Here is a 16,120-nt window from a genome sequence, read left to right as displayed (position 1 = left end):
GACTGCCTATGGCGACTGCGGCGCCGCGCCGTCGGGATGTTCGGGGGTCTTGACTGCGGTGGCATCGCGGGCGGACGACTCGCCGGTCGGCCTGCCGGCAGGAGTTTCGTCGGATCCCGTGTGCTCGCGCCCAGGCTCGGAGCCCTCCTCCTTGATGACGTCCTCGCCCCTTCGGGTGGTGCTGACACCGACGTCGGCGGGAGCCGGTGCCGCGTCCTCCGGGGTTTCGTCCGCTCCGGGCTGGGCGGGTTCCTTCAGCGGCGGTTCACTGCCGAAGGCCCGCGCCGTACCTGGTGCGGTGCCCTGAGGGGTGCCCTGTTGCCTGTCGTCGGAATCAGGCTGGTTCGTGGGTGACATGCTGCCCTCCTTGGGGTGGTTGTGCCGGCTGGGATCCGGGTCCGCTGTCCGCCGGGCGGCCCATCAGTTCCAGTCCGTCCATGGCCTGTGCTGCGCCCGCGGCGTCCACGCGTTCCAGCGCGAAGCCCATGTGGATCAGGACCCATGTCCCGGGTTCGAGAGGGCCCTTATCCAGCAGCCCGATGTTGATCTTCCGCTGCACTCCGGCTACGTCCACGAGCGCGAGCTGGCCGCCGTAGCCCTCGAGGAGTTCAACGACCCTGCCGGGTATTCCGAGGCACATGTACGGACACCGCCTTAGCTTGGAGTGGAGGAGCTTGGAGTGGAGGAGCTTGGAGTGGAGATCTGCCGGCCGAGCAGGGACCCGACGGCGGCGGCCGCCTCGGACACCGCCGCGGCCACTGCTGGCGAGAGGCCGATGCCCTCGGACAGGTCTGCCGGGACACAGCCCACCACATACGTGGCAGGCAGGCTGCCGCCCATGGACCGAAGCCTGCCCAGCACGGCCGCCGGGTCCATGCCGTGCGGATCGAGCACGGCCCTGCCGTCCAGGTCCGCCGCGCTGACCTGCAGCACGCGGATACTGCCGGGGGCCGAGTTCCCGTCCGCGGGCACCGTATCCACGAGGACCAGGACGTCGACGCCGGCGAGCAGGTCATAGGCCAGGTGCATGCCGCGGATGCCGTAGTCCACCACCCGGACGCCGGGGTCCAGCGGCTGCGGGCGGGCGGCGAGGTGCCGCGCCACCTCGGGACCGAAACCGTCGTCGTGCAGGAACATGTTCCCGACGCCGGCCACGAGGACGCAGCCGGTGCGCTCGCCGGAACCCCGCGGGACGGAACCCTCAGGGACGGAACCCTGCGGCACTGTCCCGACCCTGCTCGCGCCGCTCACATCCGCCGCACTTTCATGTACCGGCGGATGTCCGGAACCGCGCGGATCCCGATGTAGATGCCCCAGAGGGCCATCGCTGCCAGCACTGACACAGTGGCCATTCCTATTGCCTTCATTGCGGGTTTTCCTTTCCCTCCAGCGGTTCCAGTTCGTCGGGCGCGTAGTAGAAGGACCGGCCGTAGCCCTCATGGAGATCGGCCGCCGGATCCTGCTCAAGGACGAGCCCGACGTGGGTACTGCCGTCGACGTCGAAATGTACGCTGGTGACCCGCCCGGTCTGTCCGCCGAAGAACAGGTCCTGGGCGTCGGCGCGCCGCTTCGGGTGCACCTTCACCCGGCTGCCGCGCGCCACCGCCACGCCGTTGATCACGACGGCGTCCTCGTCCGGCCGGACACTGGCCTCCGCCTCAGGATTCCACCAGGGAACGTCCTGGCCGGCTGTGGTCCATGCTTCCGCGGGTTCCGCTGCATCGGCGGGATCCGCGGCGAACGCGTGCGGGTTCCGCAGAGCGCCGTGCAGCTGCTGGAGGTCCTCCGGCGACATCGCCTCGCACCGGTCGATGACGGCGGCCGCCCGCGGGTCCGTCGCCCGCGCTTCGGCCTTTTCCTCGTCGGTCAGCGTCAGCACCCGCAATGTGAGGATCTCGTCGATCTCGGTGGAGTCGTACAGCGCCACCGAACTTTCCGGGGCGACGGCGGGGTGGTCGTACAGGATGATGGGTGAGATCAGCAGCACGTCGGTCTGGCCTTCCGGGCCCGCCAGCACGGGCCAGCAGCGGTGCTGGGAACACCGCCGTGCTGCCGGCTGCGCCCACCCTGGCGGGTCCAGCAGAGAGACGAAGTCCCCGTCCCGCACGCAGAGCAACACGTGTGCCCCGATGAAGGAGACCGCGGTGGCGTCCTGCCGGTTCCCGGCAGGCAGGGGATGGGCAGGCAGGGGATGGGCCGGCGGGGGACCTGCCGTGTTGGCAACGGTGACGCTGAGCCGCAGCCCGCCGGAATCTTCGGCGGCGCTTAGCCGCAGTTCACCGCGGAGAGCACGACGGCGGCGCACCAGTCTGCCGGCCGGCCTCCCGGCGTCGTCCTTGAGTTCCTCTACGTCGAGTCCCTCCGGGACCTCCACGGGCAGGACCTGTCCGGCCCGGAGCTGGGCCACGGAGAAAGGCCCGAACGACGTTTCCTGTTCGACGGCCTCGTCCCAGCTCAGCCAGTTCGCACCGCCGACGGCGAGGCTGTCCACGGGAGTGAACCGGCCGCCGTCGTCCGCTTTTTCTGCCGTGCGCGCCTGCAGCTGCAGGAAACGGAAGTGGATTTCGAGCCCGGACTGGGCTCCCGGGGCAAGCAGGCAGTCGGCTGACATGGACGGCTCCTCTCCGCTGCCGTCCTCGGCGGCCCCCGGCGGACCCAGGATCCCGAACTGCCAGCGGGCCTGGTTCTTCTGGGCGGAGGCACGGTAGGGGTAGAGCAGGTAGCCCTCATAGAGGACGGCGTCGGCGACGGCACGGGCAAGGGCCAGGCTAGTGTTCATGGCCGGTCCCCGGATGCATCGGCGGTGACCTGGGCGAGCAGTTTCTCCACCGCGGCCTCCCAGGACGTGAGGCCCCGTGAGGACTTGTACTGGGCGAGTGCTGCCAGGACGTCCCGGTCCAGACGGATCCATCCGGCGTTGGGGAAATACTGGTCCATGAGGCTGCGCCAGGATGCGACGGGCAGCCGGTAGGACGCCTCAAGGTCCCAGGGCACCTGTTCCACGGTGAACCCCGTCTGCCCCCTGGTGAACACCGTGCCGGAGAACAGCAGCTCCAGTGGTATCTCGCCGTCGTGCAGCGCATGCAGGTATTTGGCGGCGGCAACGTCGAAATCAAACGTGCAGGGCAGCGGGAGGTCCACCTCGGTGCTGCCCGTGAAACCCTGCACCATGGTGCTGCACTGCATCCAGACGAACGACTTGAGGGTGGTGGGCCAGCGCCCCCGGTCGCCGAAGAGGTCCAGCAGGCCGGCCTCCTCCTCGGGCGCGTAGCCGCGGCGCTGCGGCAGGATCCGGACCTGGCAGCGCAGCGCCACGGCGTGCACCACGGCACCGGTGCCTTCCGACACCTGCAGCCGGGCCGTCAGCTGCGGGGCGGCGGCGTAGGGTTCGGGCCGGATCTCCAGGACGGCGAAGGAAAGGTCAGTCACCGGAAGCCTCCCGTGCCGGACGCGCGGCTGCCGGACGCCGTGCCGCGTGACGCCGTGCTGCGTGATGCCGCGCTCGCAGATGCCTCGCCGGCGGGGTCTGCCGGTGCCGGAATGCTGCGGCGGCCGATCCGGTCGAAGAAGGCGGTGAGCTCATCACGCGCCTCCTGGCCGCCGTCGAACCCGCGCCAGAGGCGGCGCAGCCGGCCCACCAGCTCGTAGCAGGCGTCCACCGGAACGAGGTGGCAGTCCGCGGCGGCCCTGCCCGGACCCGGGCCGCGGATCAGCAGCGCCTCGGTGTCCGGCGCCGCGAGGCCGAGGGCAGGGTTGCGGGCCAGCACGCCGTCCCAGGCGGCGAGGGGCAGTTCCGATTCCGTGGCCCCTGCCGGGCCAGGGTAGAACGCCACCGTGCGGCCGAGCCTGGAGCTGCGGAAGAAGAATGCGAGGCCTACCGGGATTTCCAGTTCGTCCCACTGCCCCGGGCCGAGATCGAAGTCGGGGAAGGAGAGGTATCTGTCCGGTACGGAGCGGTAGCGCATGTGGGCGGTGGCATCGGTGAAGAGGAGGTAGCAGGGCCGGCAGGTGCACATCATCGCGTGGCTCTCCAGGTCCACCACGTGCTGGTGTGCGTCGGGGATCGGTTCGCCGCACATTTCGCAGCATTCCCCGGCGGCGGGAGCGGGCCGGTTCGCGGAAATCCGCCGCAGCAGGGCCACCGGCAAGGCGCCGCTGGCCTGGCCGTTCCCCGCGCCACGCCCTGTACCTCCTCCGTTTTCCGCGTTCATGTCAGCTGTCCTGTCCCGCGGCTGCCTGCAACGCCGGTGCCATGGCGGCCGCCGGCGCAGGGGCAGACACGGCCGGTGCCATGGCGGCCGCCGGCGCAGGTGCGGGCACGGCCGGTGCCATGGCGGCCGCCGGCGCAGGTGCGGGCACGGCCGGGATGTCCAGGCTGGCCGGTGTCACCAACGGGAGTGCTTGCACCGGCGTTACCTCTGCCGGGGCCACCGGTACGGGTGGAACCGGCAACGGCGGGGACTGCACGGACACTGTCGGGACCGCCACGGACATGACTCCGCTACGGACCAGCAGCGGTAGCGGCTCCAGGTGCAGGTCCTTGTCCTCGAGGCAGGCGCCGGCGCGCCGTACGTCAAAGTGGCCGCGGCAGGTGGGGCAGGTGAGCAGGCCTCCGCCAACGGGTGCCGCGAGGGCGCGTTGCAGCACGGCGCCGGCCATCGAGCCGGTGCAGCGGGGGCAGTAGTCGCGGTAGGCGTAGATGTCCTGTCCGGTGCGGCAGGCCAGCACCGGGTAGCCGCCGACGAGGAAACCTGCCACCTCGCCGGGTTCGAGCCCGGCGATCTCCGGAACGGGTTCCCACGTGCCGCCGGACATGTCGTGCCAGGCTTCCGCGGGCGTGCCGCCCGCCGGGTTGTTCACCCGGACCAGCAGCGAGTCCACCGGAATCAGCGCCGGCGCACCCGGCTGCTTTTCCGCCTCGACGACGTCGATGGCCGTCACTTCGGGGGCGGCGTTCTGGATTGCCTCCTCAACGGCGTACTTGAGGGTGACGGACGACGACGGGCAGCCCTGGCAGGTGCCCAGCAGCTTGAGCCGCACCACGCCGTCGGGGCTGATGCCTTCCAGTTCCACGTCACCGCCGTGGGAGCCCAGGTAGGGCCGGACGCTGTCCAGCGCCGCGGCCACCCGTGCCTCCAACGAATGGGGGTGCAGCCCGTGGATGACCAGGATTCCGGCCACCAGGCTGTCAGCGGTCAGCGCTTCCAGAGTGGCGCCGTCGAGCTTTCCCTGGTCCTGCAGGATCTCCATGATCCGCTGCAGCCCGGCGCCGTAGAGGTCTGTCACCTGCCGGACCAGGTCCTCGGCACGGCCGCGGGCCACCGCCCCACCGGCGCCGAGGGCGTCAAGGAGTGTGCCGATTTGGTCGCCGTTCTGCAGCGGCGGCCGGTCCCCGCCGAGCATGGCCTACTCGCCGGTCAGGGTCTGGGTGGGGGAGTGCAGCATGTCCAGCGTCTGCCCGTTGCCCAGGTACATGTGGACACCGCAGGGCAGGCAGGGGTCGAAGCTGCGGACGGTGCGCATGATGTCGATGCCCTTGAAGTGCTCCCGGTCGTTCTCCTCGAAGATCGGCTGCCCCTGGACCGCGTCCTCATAGGGGCCGGCCACGCCGTTGGAATCGGTGGGACTGGCGTTCCAGGGGGTGGGCGGGTAGGGGTGGTAGTTGGCGATCTTGCCGTCGCGGATCACCATGTGGTGGGACAGGACCCCGCGGACCGCCTCAGTGAAGCCGCAGCCGATGCCTTCATCGGGGACCTCGAAGGTTTCCCACGTCTTGGTGCGGCCGGCCCGGATTTCCTCGAGGGCCTTTTCCGCGAAGTGCAGCGCAGCGGCCGCGGCGTAGGCCTGGAAGTAGGTGCGGGCGCGGTTGCGTTCGAGCGTGTTGCTCCACTGCGGGATGTTCCACTCGAAAGTGACCGGTCCCTTCAGCGCGGTTTTGGGCAGATTGATCTGGACACTCCTGCCGGTGGCCTTGAGGTAGCCGATGTCCAGGAGTCCGGCGAGCGCCGTGGCCCAGAGCCGTGCCAGCGGGCCGCCGCCGGTGTCCAGGGCGAGGTTGTTTTCGCCGTCGAACCACCGCGGGGACATGACCCAGCTGTACTTCTCCTTCAGGTCACGTTTCTGCGGCCGCGGGTTGGTGTGCTGGTTCCAGGGATGCCTGCGGTCCACCGGGTTGCCCAAGGGATCGTGGGTGACGAACATTTCCTGGTCTTCCCAGTCCTCGTAGTACGAGGAGCCGAGCATGATCCGCAGGCCCAGGTTGATCCGCACCAGGTCGGTGGTGACCAGCTTGCCGTCCACCACCACGCCCGGGGTGACGAACATCTTCCGGCCCCACTCGGTCATGTCCTTGTACTCGAAGTTGCAGTAGTCCGGGTCCTGCAGCGATCCCCAGCAGCCCAGCAGGGTCCGGCGCAGCCCCACCTGCTCGTAGCCGGGCAGGGCTTCGTAGAAGAAATCGAACAGGTCGTCGTGCATCGGGACGACCTTCTTCATGAACTCGACGTAGCGCATGAGCCGGGTGAGGTAGTCCGTCATCAGCTGGATGGTGGCCACTGTCCCCACGCCGCCCGGATAGAGCGTGGAGGGATGCACGTGGCGTCCCTCCATGAGGCAGAACATTTCACGGGTGGCGCGGCTGACCTGCAGCGCTTCCCGGTAGAACTCGCCGGTAAACGGATTCAGCGAGCGCATGATGTCGGCGATGGTCCGGTAGCCGTGGTCGGCCTCGTGCGGTGCCCTGGTGTTCTCGGCTTTGGCCAGGACACCGGGGTTGGTTTCCGAGACCATCTTTTCGCAGTAGTCCACGCCGACCAGGTTCTCCTGGAAGATGTTGTGGTCGAACATGTACTCGGCGGCTTCGCCCAGGTTGACGATCCATTCGCCCAGGTTCGGTGGCTTGACGCCGTAGGCCATGTTTTGCGTATAGCAGGAGCACGTGGCGTGGTTGTCGCCGCAGATCCCGCAGATGCGGCTGGTGATGAAGTGGGCGTCCCTGGGGTCCTTGCCCTTCATGAAAATGGAGTAGCCGCGGAAGATCGAGGAAGTGCTTTTGCATTCCACGACTTGGTTATTCTCGAAATCGATCTTCGTGTAAATGCCGAGGCTGCCGACGATTCTGGTGATGGGATCCCAGTTCATCTCCACCAGGTTGTTGTTGCCCGTTCCGCTTCCGGAACCCATGGGAATTGTTGACGTCATTGTCTTCGCCTGTCTGGAATGGGGTGGATTACCAGGTGCGCCGGGCCCCGGTGAGGAGCTCGGTTCCGGGCCGGCGCCACTTGGGCTCCTGGTCCAGCGTGTGCGTCGTGATGCCCCGCAGGGTCCGGATGGCGGAGCCGTAGGGCCGGATGGTGCTGGTGGAGAACTTGCCGCCGGGCGGCTCATCCATGAAGGGCATGAACTTGTCCGGGAAGCCCGGCATGGTGCAGCCGATGCAGATGCCGCCGACGTTGGGGCAGCCGCCGATGCCATTCATCCAGCCGCGCTTGGGCACGTTGCATTTCACCACGGGACCCCAGCAGCCGAGCTTGACGATGCACTTGGGGGAACCGTACTCGGTGGCGAAGTCACCCTGCTCGTAGTAGCCGGCCCGGTCGCAGCCCTCGTGGACCGTCTTGCCGAACAGCCATGTGGGACGCAGTGCCTCGTCCAGGGGAATCATCGGCGCCTGGCCGGTGGCCTGGTACAGCAGGTAGGTCATGGTTTCGGAAAGGTTGTCCGGCTGGATCGGGCATCCGGGCACGCAGACAATGGGAATGCCGGCCTTGGACTTCCAGTCGTAGCCGAGGTAGTCCGGCACGCCCATGGCGCCGGTCGGGTTGCCCGCCATGGCATGGATGCCGCCGTAGGTGGCGCAGGTTCCGGCGGCGATGATGGCGGTGGCCTTCGGGGCCAGGCGGTCCAGCCACTCGCTGGTCGTTATCGGCTGGCCGGTCTCGAGGTCATTGCCGAACCCGCACCAGTAGCCGCCGGGGTCATGGAGTTTTTCGTTGGGGATGGATCCCTCGACCACCAGCACGAACGGTTCCAGTTCGCCCCGGTCCGCCTTGCGGAACCATTCCAGGAAATCGTCGGCCCCTTCCTGCGGACCGCATTCAAAGTCGATCAGCGGCCAGTGCATGGCGATCTTCGGCAGCCCGGGCAGTGCGCCGAGGGCGATTTCCTCGACGCTCGGCTGGGTAGCCGCCGTCAAGGCGACCGAGTCGCCGTCACAACTGAGCCCTGCATTGATCCACAGCACGTGGATGAGGGCTTCTTCGGCCTTTAGGGAAGTTTCCGTAGGCATCGTTGCCTCTTTCGGTGGCCCTTGCGGGGCTCAGTGTGCTTCTGTCAGGGAGCCGGCCAGTGGAACTGACCGGGATGTTCCGGAGGCGGGCGCCGCCGCCGGGGAGGTGGCGCCGTCGAGCCAGCCGTACCAGCCGGCGAGGCCTTCGCCGCTGGTGGCGGACAGGGTGAGGAATTCGGCCCGCGGATTGATCTGCCGGATGCGGCGCAGGCACTCGTCGACGTCGAATTCGACGTAGGGAAGCAGATCCGACTTGTTGACGATCACGAGGTCGGCTGCCATGAACATGTGCGGGTATTTCTGGGGTTTGTCATCACCTTCCGTTACCGAAACGATCACCACCTTGGCTGTTTCGCCGAGGTCAAAAAGCGCGGGGCACACGAGGTTGCCCACATTTTCAATGAACACCGTCGAGCCCGGCTCCGGGGACAGCGCATCGAGGCCGTGCCGCAGCATGTCGGCATCGAGATGGCAGCCGGCTCCGGTGTTGATCTGGATGACCGGGCGCCCCGTGGCGCGGATGCGGTCCGCGTCGAGGGACGTCTCCTGGTCCCCCTCGATGACGCCCGCGTTCAGGCGCCCGCCAAGCTCCCCCAGGGTGCGGACCAGCAGGGTGGTCTTGCCGGCACCCGGTGAACTCATGACGTTGAAGGCACGGACTCCCCGGCCCGCGAGCCAGCCGCGGTTCGTCGCGGCCAGCAGGTCATTCTTGGCCAGCAGGTTCTGCTCGAGCAGGATGGTCTCCTTGCCCGGATCCGCATGGTGATGCCCGTCGGAATGCCCGTGATCGTGCTGATGGGAGTGCTCATGAGTGTGCCCGTGCGTGTACGTGCGCCCGTGCTCATCGGTATGGCTGTGCAGGTGCCCCTGCCCGGGCGTCTGCAGTTCCCCTGCGAGGTTTGAAATGCGGGTGCCGGCCTCGTCGCCGCAACCGCATGTTGTACACATGTCCTATGCCACCTCCACAGACATCAGCATGAGCTCGCGGCCGCTGAGGACTTCGACGTCCGCGCTTCCGCAAGGGCACAGCAAAATGAGATCGCTCAGGGTGAATTCGTCCTGGCAGCTGCGGCACCGTCCGCGGCCCTGCGGTTCCTCGATCCGCAACCGCGCGCCGGCCAGCGGGGTGCCGGCCGTTGCCACGTCAAAACAAAAGCGCACGGCATCAGCCAGTACGCCGGAGAGGGGACCGATCCTCAGGTTGACCGCCGTGACCGTCCGTTCGCCTGTGCGGTTGAGAACGGCGTCGACAAGGCCCTGCGTGATGGAGAGTTCGTGCATAATCGCGCCCCTTCCTGCCAAGATAGGCTCGCGCCAGACAAAACGCAACCGTCCCAATACCCGCCCGCCGTTCCTCGGCGCGAACGGACGGTTAAGGCCCTGCGGGGCCTGAATTAGGGCGTCAAGTGTACGTTCACGCAGTGTCCTTCGCGCCGGCGCTAGGGTGGGATGATGCCGTCCTTCCAGACCAGACTCAAGATCACCGGGCTGAAGCCGGGCAACCCTCCGGAGGCCGTGATGGACACCGCTGTCGAGGCGCTGCGGTCCCGGCACCACGTGGAGTCGCACCAGCTGGAACTGGCCGGCGGCGTGCCGCAGCTGAACCTGCGGTTCCTCGTGGAGGCCACCGAATACAACAGTGAGAACAGCGCGGCCCGGGAGTCTGCAGCAGTGATGCGCGACGCCGTCGAACGCGTTGCGCTGACAGGCTCGCTTTCGGTGCTCCGCCGCAGCCGGGGCCGCTGGGCGCCCGTCTAAGGTTCGGGGGGCAGGGCTTAGCCGGGCGGACCTTAGTCGCCTGGGCCAGGGACATCGCCCGGTTCGTCCACGGGCGAGCGGTCGCCGCGCCGGCGCGTCACGATCAGACCCACGACGGCGCCGATCACCAGGCCAACGGCAACACCTATCAGCGAACTCGCCCAGAAGGGCAGCCGGGTGGTGGAGCCGGTGAAGTAGCCAAGGCCGACGAGCCACGTCGCCCACAGGACACCCCCCAGCCCGGCACACAGGCTGAAGCCCGGAGTGGAAACGTCGGCGATGCCTGCGGCCGCGGACGTGGCAAGCCTTCCCCCCGGGATGAAGCGTGCCCCGATGATGGTGCCGTAGGTGGAGGACCGTCCAGCCTTGGCGATGGCCTCGTGGATGCCGTGGTGGATTTTCCTGCCCCATGTCCAGCGGTCCAGGATATGGCTCAGCCGCCGCTTGAACAGCTGGAACACCACCACGTCGCCCAGCCATGATGCGGTGGCGGAGAGGATGCCGACCAGGAACAGGTTGGCCCGCCCTTCGGCGGACAGCGCACCGCCCGTGATCAGGACCATCTCGGACGGAATGGGCGGAAAAATGGCATCGCCGAGGACAGCGGGAATGATCCAGAAATAGATTGCCGTGCTCCAGGTGTCCGGATTACCGAAGTCCATCTGCACAAGGTACCGCACCTCCAACGGGGAGCGCCGGGAAACCTCCGCGCCGGACGGAGCCGTTCGCCGGCCCACCCCCTCCACCGGCCCGAACCTCTACGCCTGGCCGTATGAGGGTGCCACACTGGCTGCATGCGGATAGAGATCGTTGAGGGTGACATCACCGGGCGGCCGGTGGACGCGGTGGTGAATGCGGCCAATTCATCGCTGCTGGGCGGTGGTGGCGTGGACGGGGCGATCCACCGGGCCGCGGGGCCGGAACTGCTGGCCGCCTGCCGCGAACTGAGGGCAACGACGCTCCGGGACGGGCTGCCGGTGGGCGCTGCCGTGGCCACCCCCGGGTACGGGCTGCGGGCTCAGTGGGTCATCCACACCGTCGGCCCCAACCGCCATGCCGGGCAGACCAATCCCGCATTGCTGGCGTCCTGCTTCACCGAGAGCCTGCGGGTTGCCGAGGGCCTGGGTGTCCGGTCTCTGGCCTTCCCCGCTGTGGGCGCCGGGGTCTACGGCTGGAACGCCGGCCAGGTGGCGCAGGTGGCCTTCGACGCCGTCCGGTCGTACGCCGCCGCCCGCTCTGCCGAGGGCGGGGTGGAGCTGGTGGAGTTCGTGCTCTTCGGCCCGGAAACCGTGGCGGTCTTCCGCAGCGTCCTTGAGGGTGCTTCCTAGCGGACGTCGCTCTGGTTAGCGGACTTCGCTCAGCTGGAGGCGGCTGCGGTACTCGACGGGTTTCTTCGTGATGGGGTCCACGAAGCGGATGCCGCGCGCCAGCAGTTGGAGCGGCCTGGTGTAGTCGTCCGGGGCCTTGTCCAGCAGCTCCGGGTAGAACGAATCGTGCAGGATGCCCAGGCCCAGCGATGCCATGTGCACCCGGAGCTGGTGGGTTTTCCCGGAGTGCGGTTCAAGCCGGTAGAGCGCGCGCCGTTCCGGGGCACCTGACGGAGTCCCGGCGTCGAACGTTCGCAGCAGGTCCATGCGCGTCTCCGCGTTCGGCTCGCCGTCGATGACCTCCGCCAGAAGATAGCTGCGGGACTTGGTCATCCGGTTGCGGACCACCACCGGGAAGTCGACGGCGGGATGCCCGGCAGCCGGTTCGGCGGCGGACACACATTCGTATTCCTTCTGGACCTGGCGCTTCTCGAATAGCACCTGGTACTTGCCCCGTGTCTCGGGGTTGGTCGAGAGCAGGAGGATGCCTGCGGTCATCCGGTCCAGGCGGTGCATGGGTATCAGATCCGGAAGGTTCAGCTGGTTCCGCAGCCGGACCAGCGCCGATTCCTGGATGTACGTTCCGCCGGGCGTGGTGGGCAGGAAGTGCGGCTTGTCCACCACCAGGATGTGCTCGTCCTGGTGCAGGATGTTCAGCTCCACGGGCAGCCGGGTTTCCGGCGGGAGCGTGCGGTAGTACCAGATGAAGGTGTGGTCCTCGAGCCTGGTGCCGCGGTGCAGGGGGATGCCGCCTTCGCCCACGATCTCACCGGCGTCGAACCGGTCCTCGATGCCCTGCGGGTCGATGTGCCCCCAGCGGTGCATCATGTAGTCCATTGCGGTGTCCCAGGGGCCTTCGTCCGGGAGGCGCAGGCGGGTCGCGTTCACGCCGTCGCGCACGGGAAGGGGGGATTGCATCACCGGTCCATTCTACTTTGCCCATGCCGGCGTCGAGTTCGCCGGAACCGTGCGAGGTCGCCGGAACGTTCCGGCGACTCCGCACCATTCCGGCGAACTCGGTGACGGACGAGAAAAAAGTTCTTGACAAATAAAATTGTCGGTGAAGATACTTGAAGCATGTTGGACATCGAAGTGATCGAGGACCCGGCGGCGGCCGAGGCTTCGCTGGATCCGATCCGGACCCGCATACTCCAGGAGCTGGCGGAGCCCGGGTCGGCCACACAGCTCGCCGCGAAGGTGGGGCTGCCGCGGCAGAAGGTGAACTACCACCTCAAGGCACTCGAGCGGCATGGCCTCGTCGAGCTGGTGGAGGAGCGCCGCAAGGGCAACGTCACCGAACGCGTGCTTCGGGCCACGGCAGCCTCCTACCTCATTTCCCCGGTGGCGCTGCAGTCGGTGGCACCGGATCCGCACCGATTTGCGGACCGCTTCTCCGCCTTCTGGCTGCTGGCGCTCGCCGGCCGCATGGTCCAGGAAGTGGGCAAGCTCATCGCCGGTGCCGCCGCCGCGCGGCAGAAACTCGCCACGTTCGCGATCGACGGCGAGATCACCTTCCGCACCGCCGCGGACAGGGCCGCGTTCGCCGAGGACCTCGGCGTGGCGGTCACGCGGCTTGTGGACCAGTACCACCACGGCGGTGCCGGAGGGCGGAAGCACCGGCTCGTCGTCGCGCTTCACCCCGCACTCAAGCCGGAAGCACACGACTCAACCACAACCATCCCAGCCAAGGAGCAGGACAATGACTGACGACAGGGAATTCGAGATCGTTTTTGACACCGAGCTGCCCGGCACCCCGGAGCGGGTCTGGGAAGCCGTAACCAAGGGCACCCCGGGCTGGATGTTCCCCACGGACCAGTGGCCGGATGTGAAAACCGTGGAGGAGTATCCGCAGCACCTGGTGTCGCGCATGGACGGTCCGGATGGCTGGTTCAACCAGCTCGAGCATGTACTGGAGCCGGTCGACGGCGGCCGGGCCAGGCTCCACTATGTCCACAGCGGCATCTTCGCGGACAGCTGGGACCAGCAGTACGACGGTGCCAGCAAGCACACGGAGTTCTACCTGCACACCCTGGGCCAGTACCTGAGGCACTTCGACGGCCAGCCCGTGGTTTTCACGGACGTCCAGGGGCCAGCAGAATCGCAGACGCCACATGGCTTTGTGCGGCTCAAGAAAGCCCTGGGCGTGGACAATGCGTCGCAGGGCGAGAGTTTTGATGTGGAGGTCGACGGCGTCGGGCGGCTTAGCGGGCAAGTGGACTTCTCCAACGAGAACTTCCTGGGCCTGCGGACGGCGGACACCATGTACCGGTTCTTTGGCCGCAACGCGTTCGGCGCACCCGTGGGCATGACCGTCCACGACTTCGGCGGCAGCGGGGATTCCGTGGCGACTGCCAATGCCTGGGGTTCATTCCTCGGAAAGGTCTACGCGTAGACCAGCCCGGGACTCGTCGTCTGCCTGACGACGCGCAGTCGTCGTGGAGCCGCCAGGCGTTAGGCGATGGCGGCGGCGGGGGAGTCCCTGAGCGTCCGCCTAAGCTGCGGGGCGGCCTCCAGCCTGTCCTGGGCGGCCCGCAGTGCGAGGACAGCCGTCTCCAGCTGGTCCGGCGGCAGCGTGAAGGGAATGCGAAGAAAATTCTCAAACACGCCGCCCACACCGAAGCGCGGGCCGGCAGCTAGCCTGATGCCGAGTTCCGGGGCGATCACGGTCAGTGCCGTGCTGCTCGGGGACGGCAGCCGGCACCAGACGGCCAGGCCGCCGTCGGGCCGTTCCGCCTCCCACTGCGGCAGGTGGACCTTGAGCAGCTCCAGCAGTGCGGAGCGGTTCTCGCGGAGCGCGGACAGGCGGGCCGGCAGGGGATCGGCAAGGCTGCGCACCAGGTGGGCTGCCGCGAGCTGCTCCACCACCGGGCCGCCAAGGTCCATCGTGGTCCGGACGGCTGCGCATCGCTGAATCAGGCTCTCCGACGCGCGGATCCAGCCCGTCCGCATGCCCGCCCAGTGGGACTTGCTCAGCGATCCGATGGACACCACCGCCGGACTGAAGGAAGCCAGCGGAGCCGTTGTGCCGCCGTCGAGGTTCAGCTCACGGAGCGTCTCATCCACCACCAGGACCGTGCCCGACGCCGCGGCCGCGCGGACCAGCCGGCGGCGCTGCGCGTCGGGCATCAGCCGGCCGGTGGGGTTGTGGAAGTCGGGAACCGTGTAGGCCATGCGGGGACGGTGCTGCACCAGGGCGGATTCGGTCGAGTCCAGATCCCAGCCCCGCACCGACGCAGGGGGAAGGGGGACCGGAACGATGCGGCATCCAGTGGCACGGATGGCGTCGAGCGCGTTCGGGTAGGTCGGCTGCTCCACGAGGACCTTGTCCTGCTTGCCGACCAACGCCCGCAGCACGATGTTGAGGGCATGCTGCGCGCCGGACGTCACCAGGATCTGTCCGGGCGAGGTGGGAACCCCGGCGTCGGTATAGTGGCCGGCAATCGCTTCCCGCAGGGCCGGCACGCCCAAGGCATCGTAGCCGAAGCCGGGCAGCAGGGCGGGAAGCTCGGTGAGGGCGGCTGCGAAGGCCTGGTGGACCGCTTCACCGCTGGCCGGGAGCGACGCGTACGCGAGGTCGATGACGCCGTCGGGAACCGCCAGGCCCGGCGCCCCCGACAACCCAGCCTGGGAATCCCGCTGTTTGCCTGTGCCGTACGCCGTTCGCGGCAGGCACGTGCGGCCACGCGTGCCCTGGCCGCTGCTCAGGAACCCCTGCTCGCGCAGGCTGGAATACGCCGCTGTCACCGTGGTGCGGCTGACCGCGAGGGTGGCGGACAGTGTCCGTTCGCTGGGCAGTGCCGTCCCCAGCGGGATGCGCCCGTCCAGAACCAAAAGGCGCACGACGTCGGCCAGCTCGCGGTAGGCGGGAGCGTTGCCGTGGTGCCACTGGCCCAGGAGGCGGGCGAGGGCAGTGGGGGAGAGTGATCCGGACATGAGGCCAGTATTTCAAACTGGCCATGGAAAATAAGGCCAGTTCTGCTTCAGGATGGTTCAATGATGACTCGCAGACTTGTACAGCTCTTCACCGGCCTCGCCATGTACGGCATTTCGCTGGCCCTGTTCATCCGGGCCGGGCTCGGGCTGGACCCCTGGGACGTGTTCCATCAGGGCGTTGCCGGCAGGACAGGCCTGAGCATCGGCGCGGTGGTCATCATTGTCAGCTTCCTGGTGCTCCTGCTGTGGATTCCGCTGCGGCAGCGGCCGGGCTTCGGCACGCTCTGCAACGCCATCCTGGTGGGCGTCTTTGCCGACGTCGGGCTCGCCCTGATCCCCCCGTTCTCCCACCTCGGGGGCCAGATCGCGCTGCTGGGCGGTGCAGTGCTGCTCAACGGGATCGCCTCAGCGTGCTACATCGGTGCCCGCTTCGGCCCAGGTGCCCGTGACGGGCTCATGACGGGCCTGGCCCGGCGCACCGGCTGGTCCGTGCGCGTGTCCCGCACGCTGATCGAAGTGGTGGTGCTCGCCGCGGGATGGCTCCTCGGCGGCTCGGTCGGCGTAGGCACGGTTGTTTACGCCCTGGCGATCGGACCGCTGGTCCAGCTCCTGCTGCCGTACTTCCTGGTACCGGCCGCCCGCGGAGGCGCCCGGCAGGCTGCCGATTCACAATCCGAGGACCGCGAGGACCGCGAGGACCGCGAGGACCGCGACGACCGCGAGGACCGCGAGGACCGCGACGGCCAGTCCGCGGCACCGGCGGCCGCATCCTGAC

The 16,120-nt window shown here is 68.1% G+C and carries 20 protein-coding genes; 5 read left to right on the top strand and 15 right to left on the bottom strand.

The features are described 5' to 3' along the window. Window positions 1–6: 6 nt before the first annotated feature. The 12 genes from AC57BR_RS03565 to AC57BR_RS03510 are packed head-to-tail and all read right to left on the bottom strand — an operon-like array spanning window position 7 to window position 9,568. Window positions 7–357 (bottom strand): hypothetical protein, encoded by a 351-nt coding sequence (locus AC57BR_RS03565; protein WP_496358381.1) that lies wholly within the window; start codon window positions 355–357, stop codon window positions 7–9. Beyond that, window positions 335–640 carry a HypC/HybG/HupF family hydrogenase formation chaperone gene (locus AC57BR_RS03560; RefSeq protein ID WP_496358380.1) on the bottom strand — a complete coding sequence of 102 codons (306 nt, stop codon included), beginning with the start codon at window positions 638–640 and terminating at the stop codon, window positions 335–337. The genes AC57BR_RS03565 and AC57BR_RS03560 overlap by 23 nt, the downstream gene beginning before the upstream one ends. 14 nt (window positions 641–654) lie before the next feature. After that, window positions 655–1,251 carry a hydrogenase maturation protease gene (locus AC57BR_RS03555; protein ID WP_496358379.1) on the bottom strand — a complete coding sequence of 199 codons (597 nt, stop codon included), beginning with the start codon at window positions 1,249–1,251 and terminating at the stop codon, window positions 655–657. Then, window positions 1,248–1,367 carry a DUF6893 family small protein gene (locus AC57BR_RS03550; protein ID WP_377951729.1) on the bottom strand — a complete coding sequence of 40 codons (120 nt, stop codon included), beginning with the start codon at window positions 1,365–1,367 and terminating at the stop codon, window positions 1,248–1,250. The genes AC57BR_RS03555 and AC57BR_RS03550 overlap by 4 nt, the downstream gene beginning before the upstream one ends. Then, window positions 1,364–2,779: a hypothetical protein gene (locus tag AC57BR_RS03545; protein ID WP_496358378.1), complete on the bottom strand. Its 1,416-nt coding sequence runs from the start codon at window positions 2,777–2,779 to the stop codon at window positions 1,364–1,366. The genes AC57BR_RS03550 and AC57BR_RS03545 overlap by 4 nt, the downstream gene beginning before the upstream one ends. Then, window positions 2,776–3,429, bottom strand: coding sequence for a DUF6084 family protein (locus tag AC57BR_RS03540; RefSeq protein ID WP_496358377.1), 654 nt, complete (start codon window positions 3,427–3,429; stop codon window positions 2,776–2,778). Before AC57BR_RS03540 ends, AC57BR_RS03545 begins: the two co-directional genes overlap by 4 nt. After that, entirely contained in the window at window positions 3,426–4,211 is a 786-nt protein-coding gene (locus tag AC57BR_RS03535; RefSeq protein ID WP_496358376.1) for a DUF5947 family protein, read from the bottom strand. Before AC57BR_RS03535 ends, AC57BR_RS03540 begins: the two co-directional genes overlap by 4 nt. 1 nt (window position 4,212) lies before the next feature. Continuing rightward, window positions 4,213–5,403, bottom strand: a complete 1,191-nt coding sequence (locus AC57BR_RS03530) for a NifU family protein (protein WP_496358375.1) — start codon at window positions 5,401–5,403, stop codon at window positions 4,213–4,215. Between the two features lie 3 nt (window positions 5,404–5,406). After that, window positions 5,407–7,200: a nickel-dependent hydrogenase large subunit gene (locus AC57BR_RS03525; protein WP_496358374.1), complete on the bottom strand. Its 1,794-nt coding sequence runs from the start codon at window positions 7,198–7,200 to the stop codon at window positions 5,407–5,409. A 28-nt stretch (window positions 7,201–7,228) separates the two neighbouring features. After that, entirely contained in the window at window positions 7,229–8,287 is a 1,059-nt protein-coding gene (locus AC57BR_RS03520) for an NADH-quinone oxidoreductase subunit B family protein (RefSeq protein ID WP_214854920.1), read from the bottom strand. 30 nt (window positions 8,288–8,317) lie between these two features. Further along, entirely contained in the window at window positions 8,318–9,235 is a 918-nt protein-coding gene (gene hypB / locus AC57BR_RS03515; RefSeq protein ID WP_496358373.1) for a hydrogenase nickel incorporation protein HypB, read from the bottom strand. 3 nt (window positions 9,236–9,238) lie between these two features. After that, window positions 9,239–9,568, bottom strand: coding sequence for a hydrogenase maturation nickel metallochaperone HypA/HybF (locus tag AC57BR_RS03510; protein WP_496358372.1), 330 nt, complete (start codon window positions 9,566–9,568; stop codon window positions 9,239–9,241). 171 nt (window positions 9,569–9,739) lie between these two features. On the opposite strand from AC57BR_RS03510, the gene AC57BR_RS03505 reads away from it, so the two are divergent. Beyond that, complete coding sequence (locus AC57BR_RS03505) at window positions 9,740–10,045, top strand: hypothetical protein (RefSeq protein ID WP_496358371.1); 306 nt, start codon at window positions 9,740–9,742, stop codon at window positions 10,043–10,045. 32 nt (window positions 10,046–10,077) lie between these two features. Here the strand turns inward: AC57BR_RS03505 and AC57BR_RS03500 are convergent, their stop codons facing one another. Next, entirely contained in the window at window positions 10,078–10,707 is a 630-nt protein-coding gene (locus AC57BR_RS03500) for a DedA family protein (RefSeq protein ID WP_496358370.1), read from the bottom strand. Window positions 10,708–10,839: 132 nt separating this feature from the next. Here AC57BR_RS03500 and AC57BR_RS03495 point away from each other — a divergent pair, with 132 nt between their 5' ends. Then, entirely contained in the window at window positions 10,840–11,373 is a 534-nt protein-coding gene (locus AC57BR_RS03495; protein ID WP_496358369.1) for an O-acetyl-ADP-ribose deacetylase, read from the top strand. Window positions 11,374–11,388: 15 nt separating this feature from the next. On the opposite strand, the gene AC57BR_RS03490 is transcribed toward AC57BR_RS03495, so the two are convergent. After that, window positions 11,389–12,330, bottom strand: a complete 942-nt coding sequence (locus AC57BR_RS03490; RefSeq protein WP_496358549.1) for an RluA family pseudouridine synthase — start codon at window positions 12,328–12,330, stop codon at window positions 11,389–11,391. Window positions 12,331–12,489: 159 nt separating this feature from the next. On the opposite strand from AC57BR_RS03490, the gene AC57BR_RS03485 reads away from it, so the two are divergent. Together AC57BR_RS03485 and AC57BR_RS03480 are read left to right on the top strand one after the other, a co-directional pair. Next, the gene (locus tag AC57BR_RS03485) at window positions 12,490–13,119 is read left to right on the top strand and encodes a helix-turn-helix domain-containing protein (protein WP_496358368.1); all 630 of its coding nucleotides are present in this window, start codon (window positions 12,490–12,492) and stop codon (window positions 13,117–13,119) included. Beyond that, the gene (locus tag AC57BR_RS03480; protein WP_496358367.1) at window positions 13,112–13,804 is read left to right on the top strand and encodes an SRPBCC family protein; all 693 of its coding nucleotides are present in this window, start codon (window positions 13,112–13,114) and stop codon (window positions 13,802–13,804) included. Before AC57BR_RS03485 ends, AC57BR_RS03480 begins: the two co-directional genes overlap by 8 nt. Before the next feature lie 59 nt (window positions 13,805–13,863). On the opposite strand, the gene yczR is transcribed toward AC57BR_RS03480, so the two are convergent. Next, the gene (gene yczR / locus AC57BR_RS03475) at window positions 13,864–15,345 is read right to left on the bottom strand and encodes a MocR-like transcription factor YczR (protein ID WP_496358366.1); all 1,482 of its coding nucleotides are present in this window, start codon (window positions 15,343–15,345) and stop codon (window positions 13,864–13,866) included. A gap of 60 nt (window positions 15,346–15,405) precedes the next feature. On the opposite strand from yczR, the gene yczE reads away from it, so the two are divergent. After that, window positions 15,406–16,119 carry a membrane protein YczE gene (yczE, locus tag AC57BR_RS03470; protein WP_496358365.1) on the top strand — a complete coding sequence of 238 codons (714 nt, stop codon included), beginning with the start codon at window positions 15,406–15,408 and terminating at the stop codon, window positions 16,117–16,119. The last annotated feature ends 1 nt before the right edge of the window (window position 16,120 follow it).

This window comes from Arthrobacter sp. BGA-UO-ETr-C19 (assembly GCF_059568005.1).
Note: the sequence above shows the minus strand (reverse complement) of the source record. Positions and strands in the feature narration are given on the sequence as shown.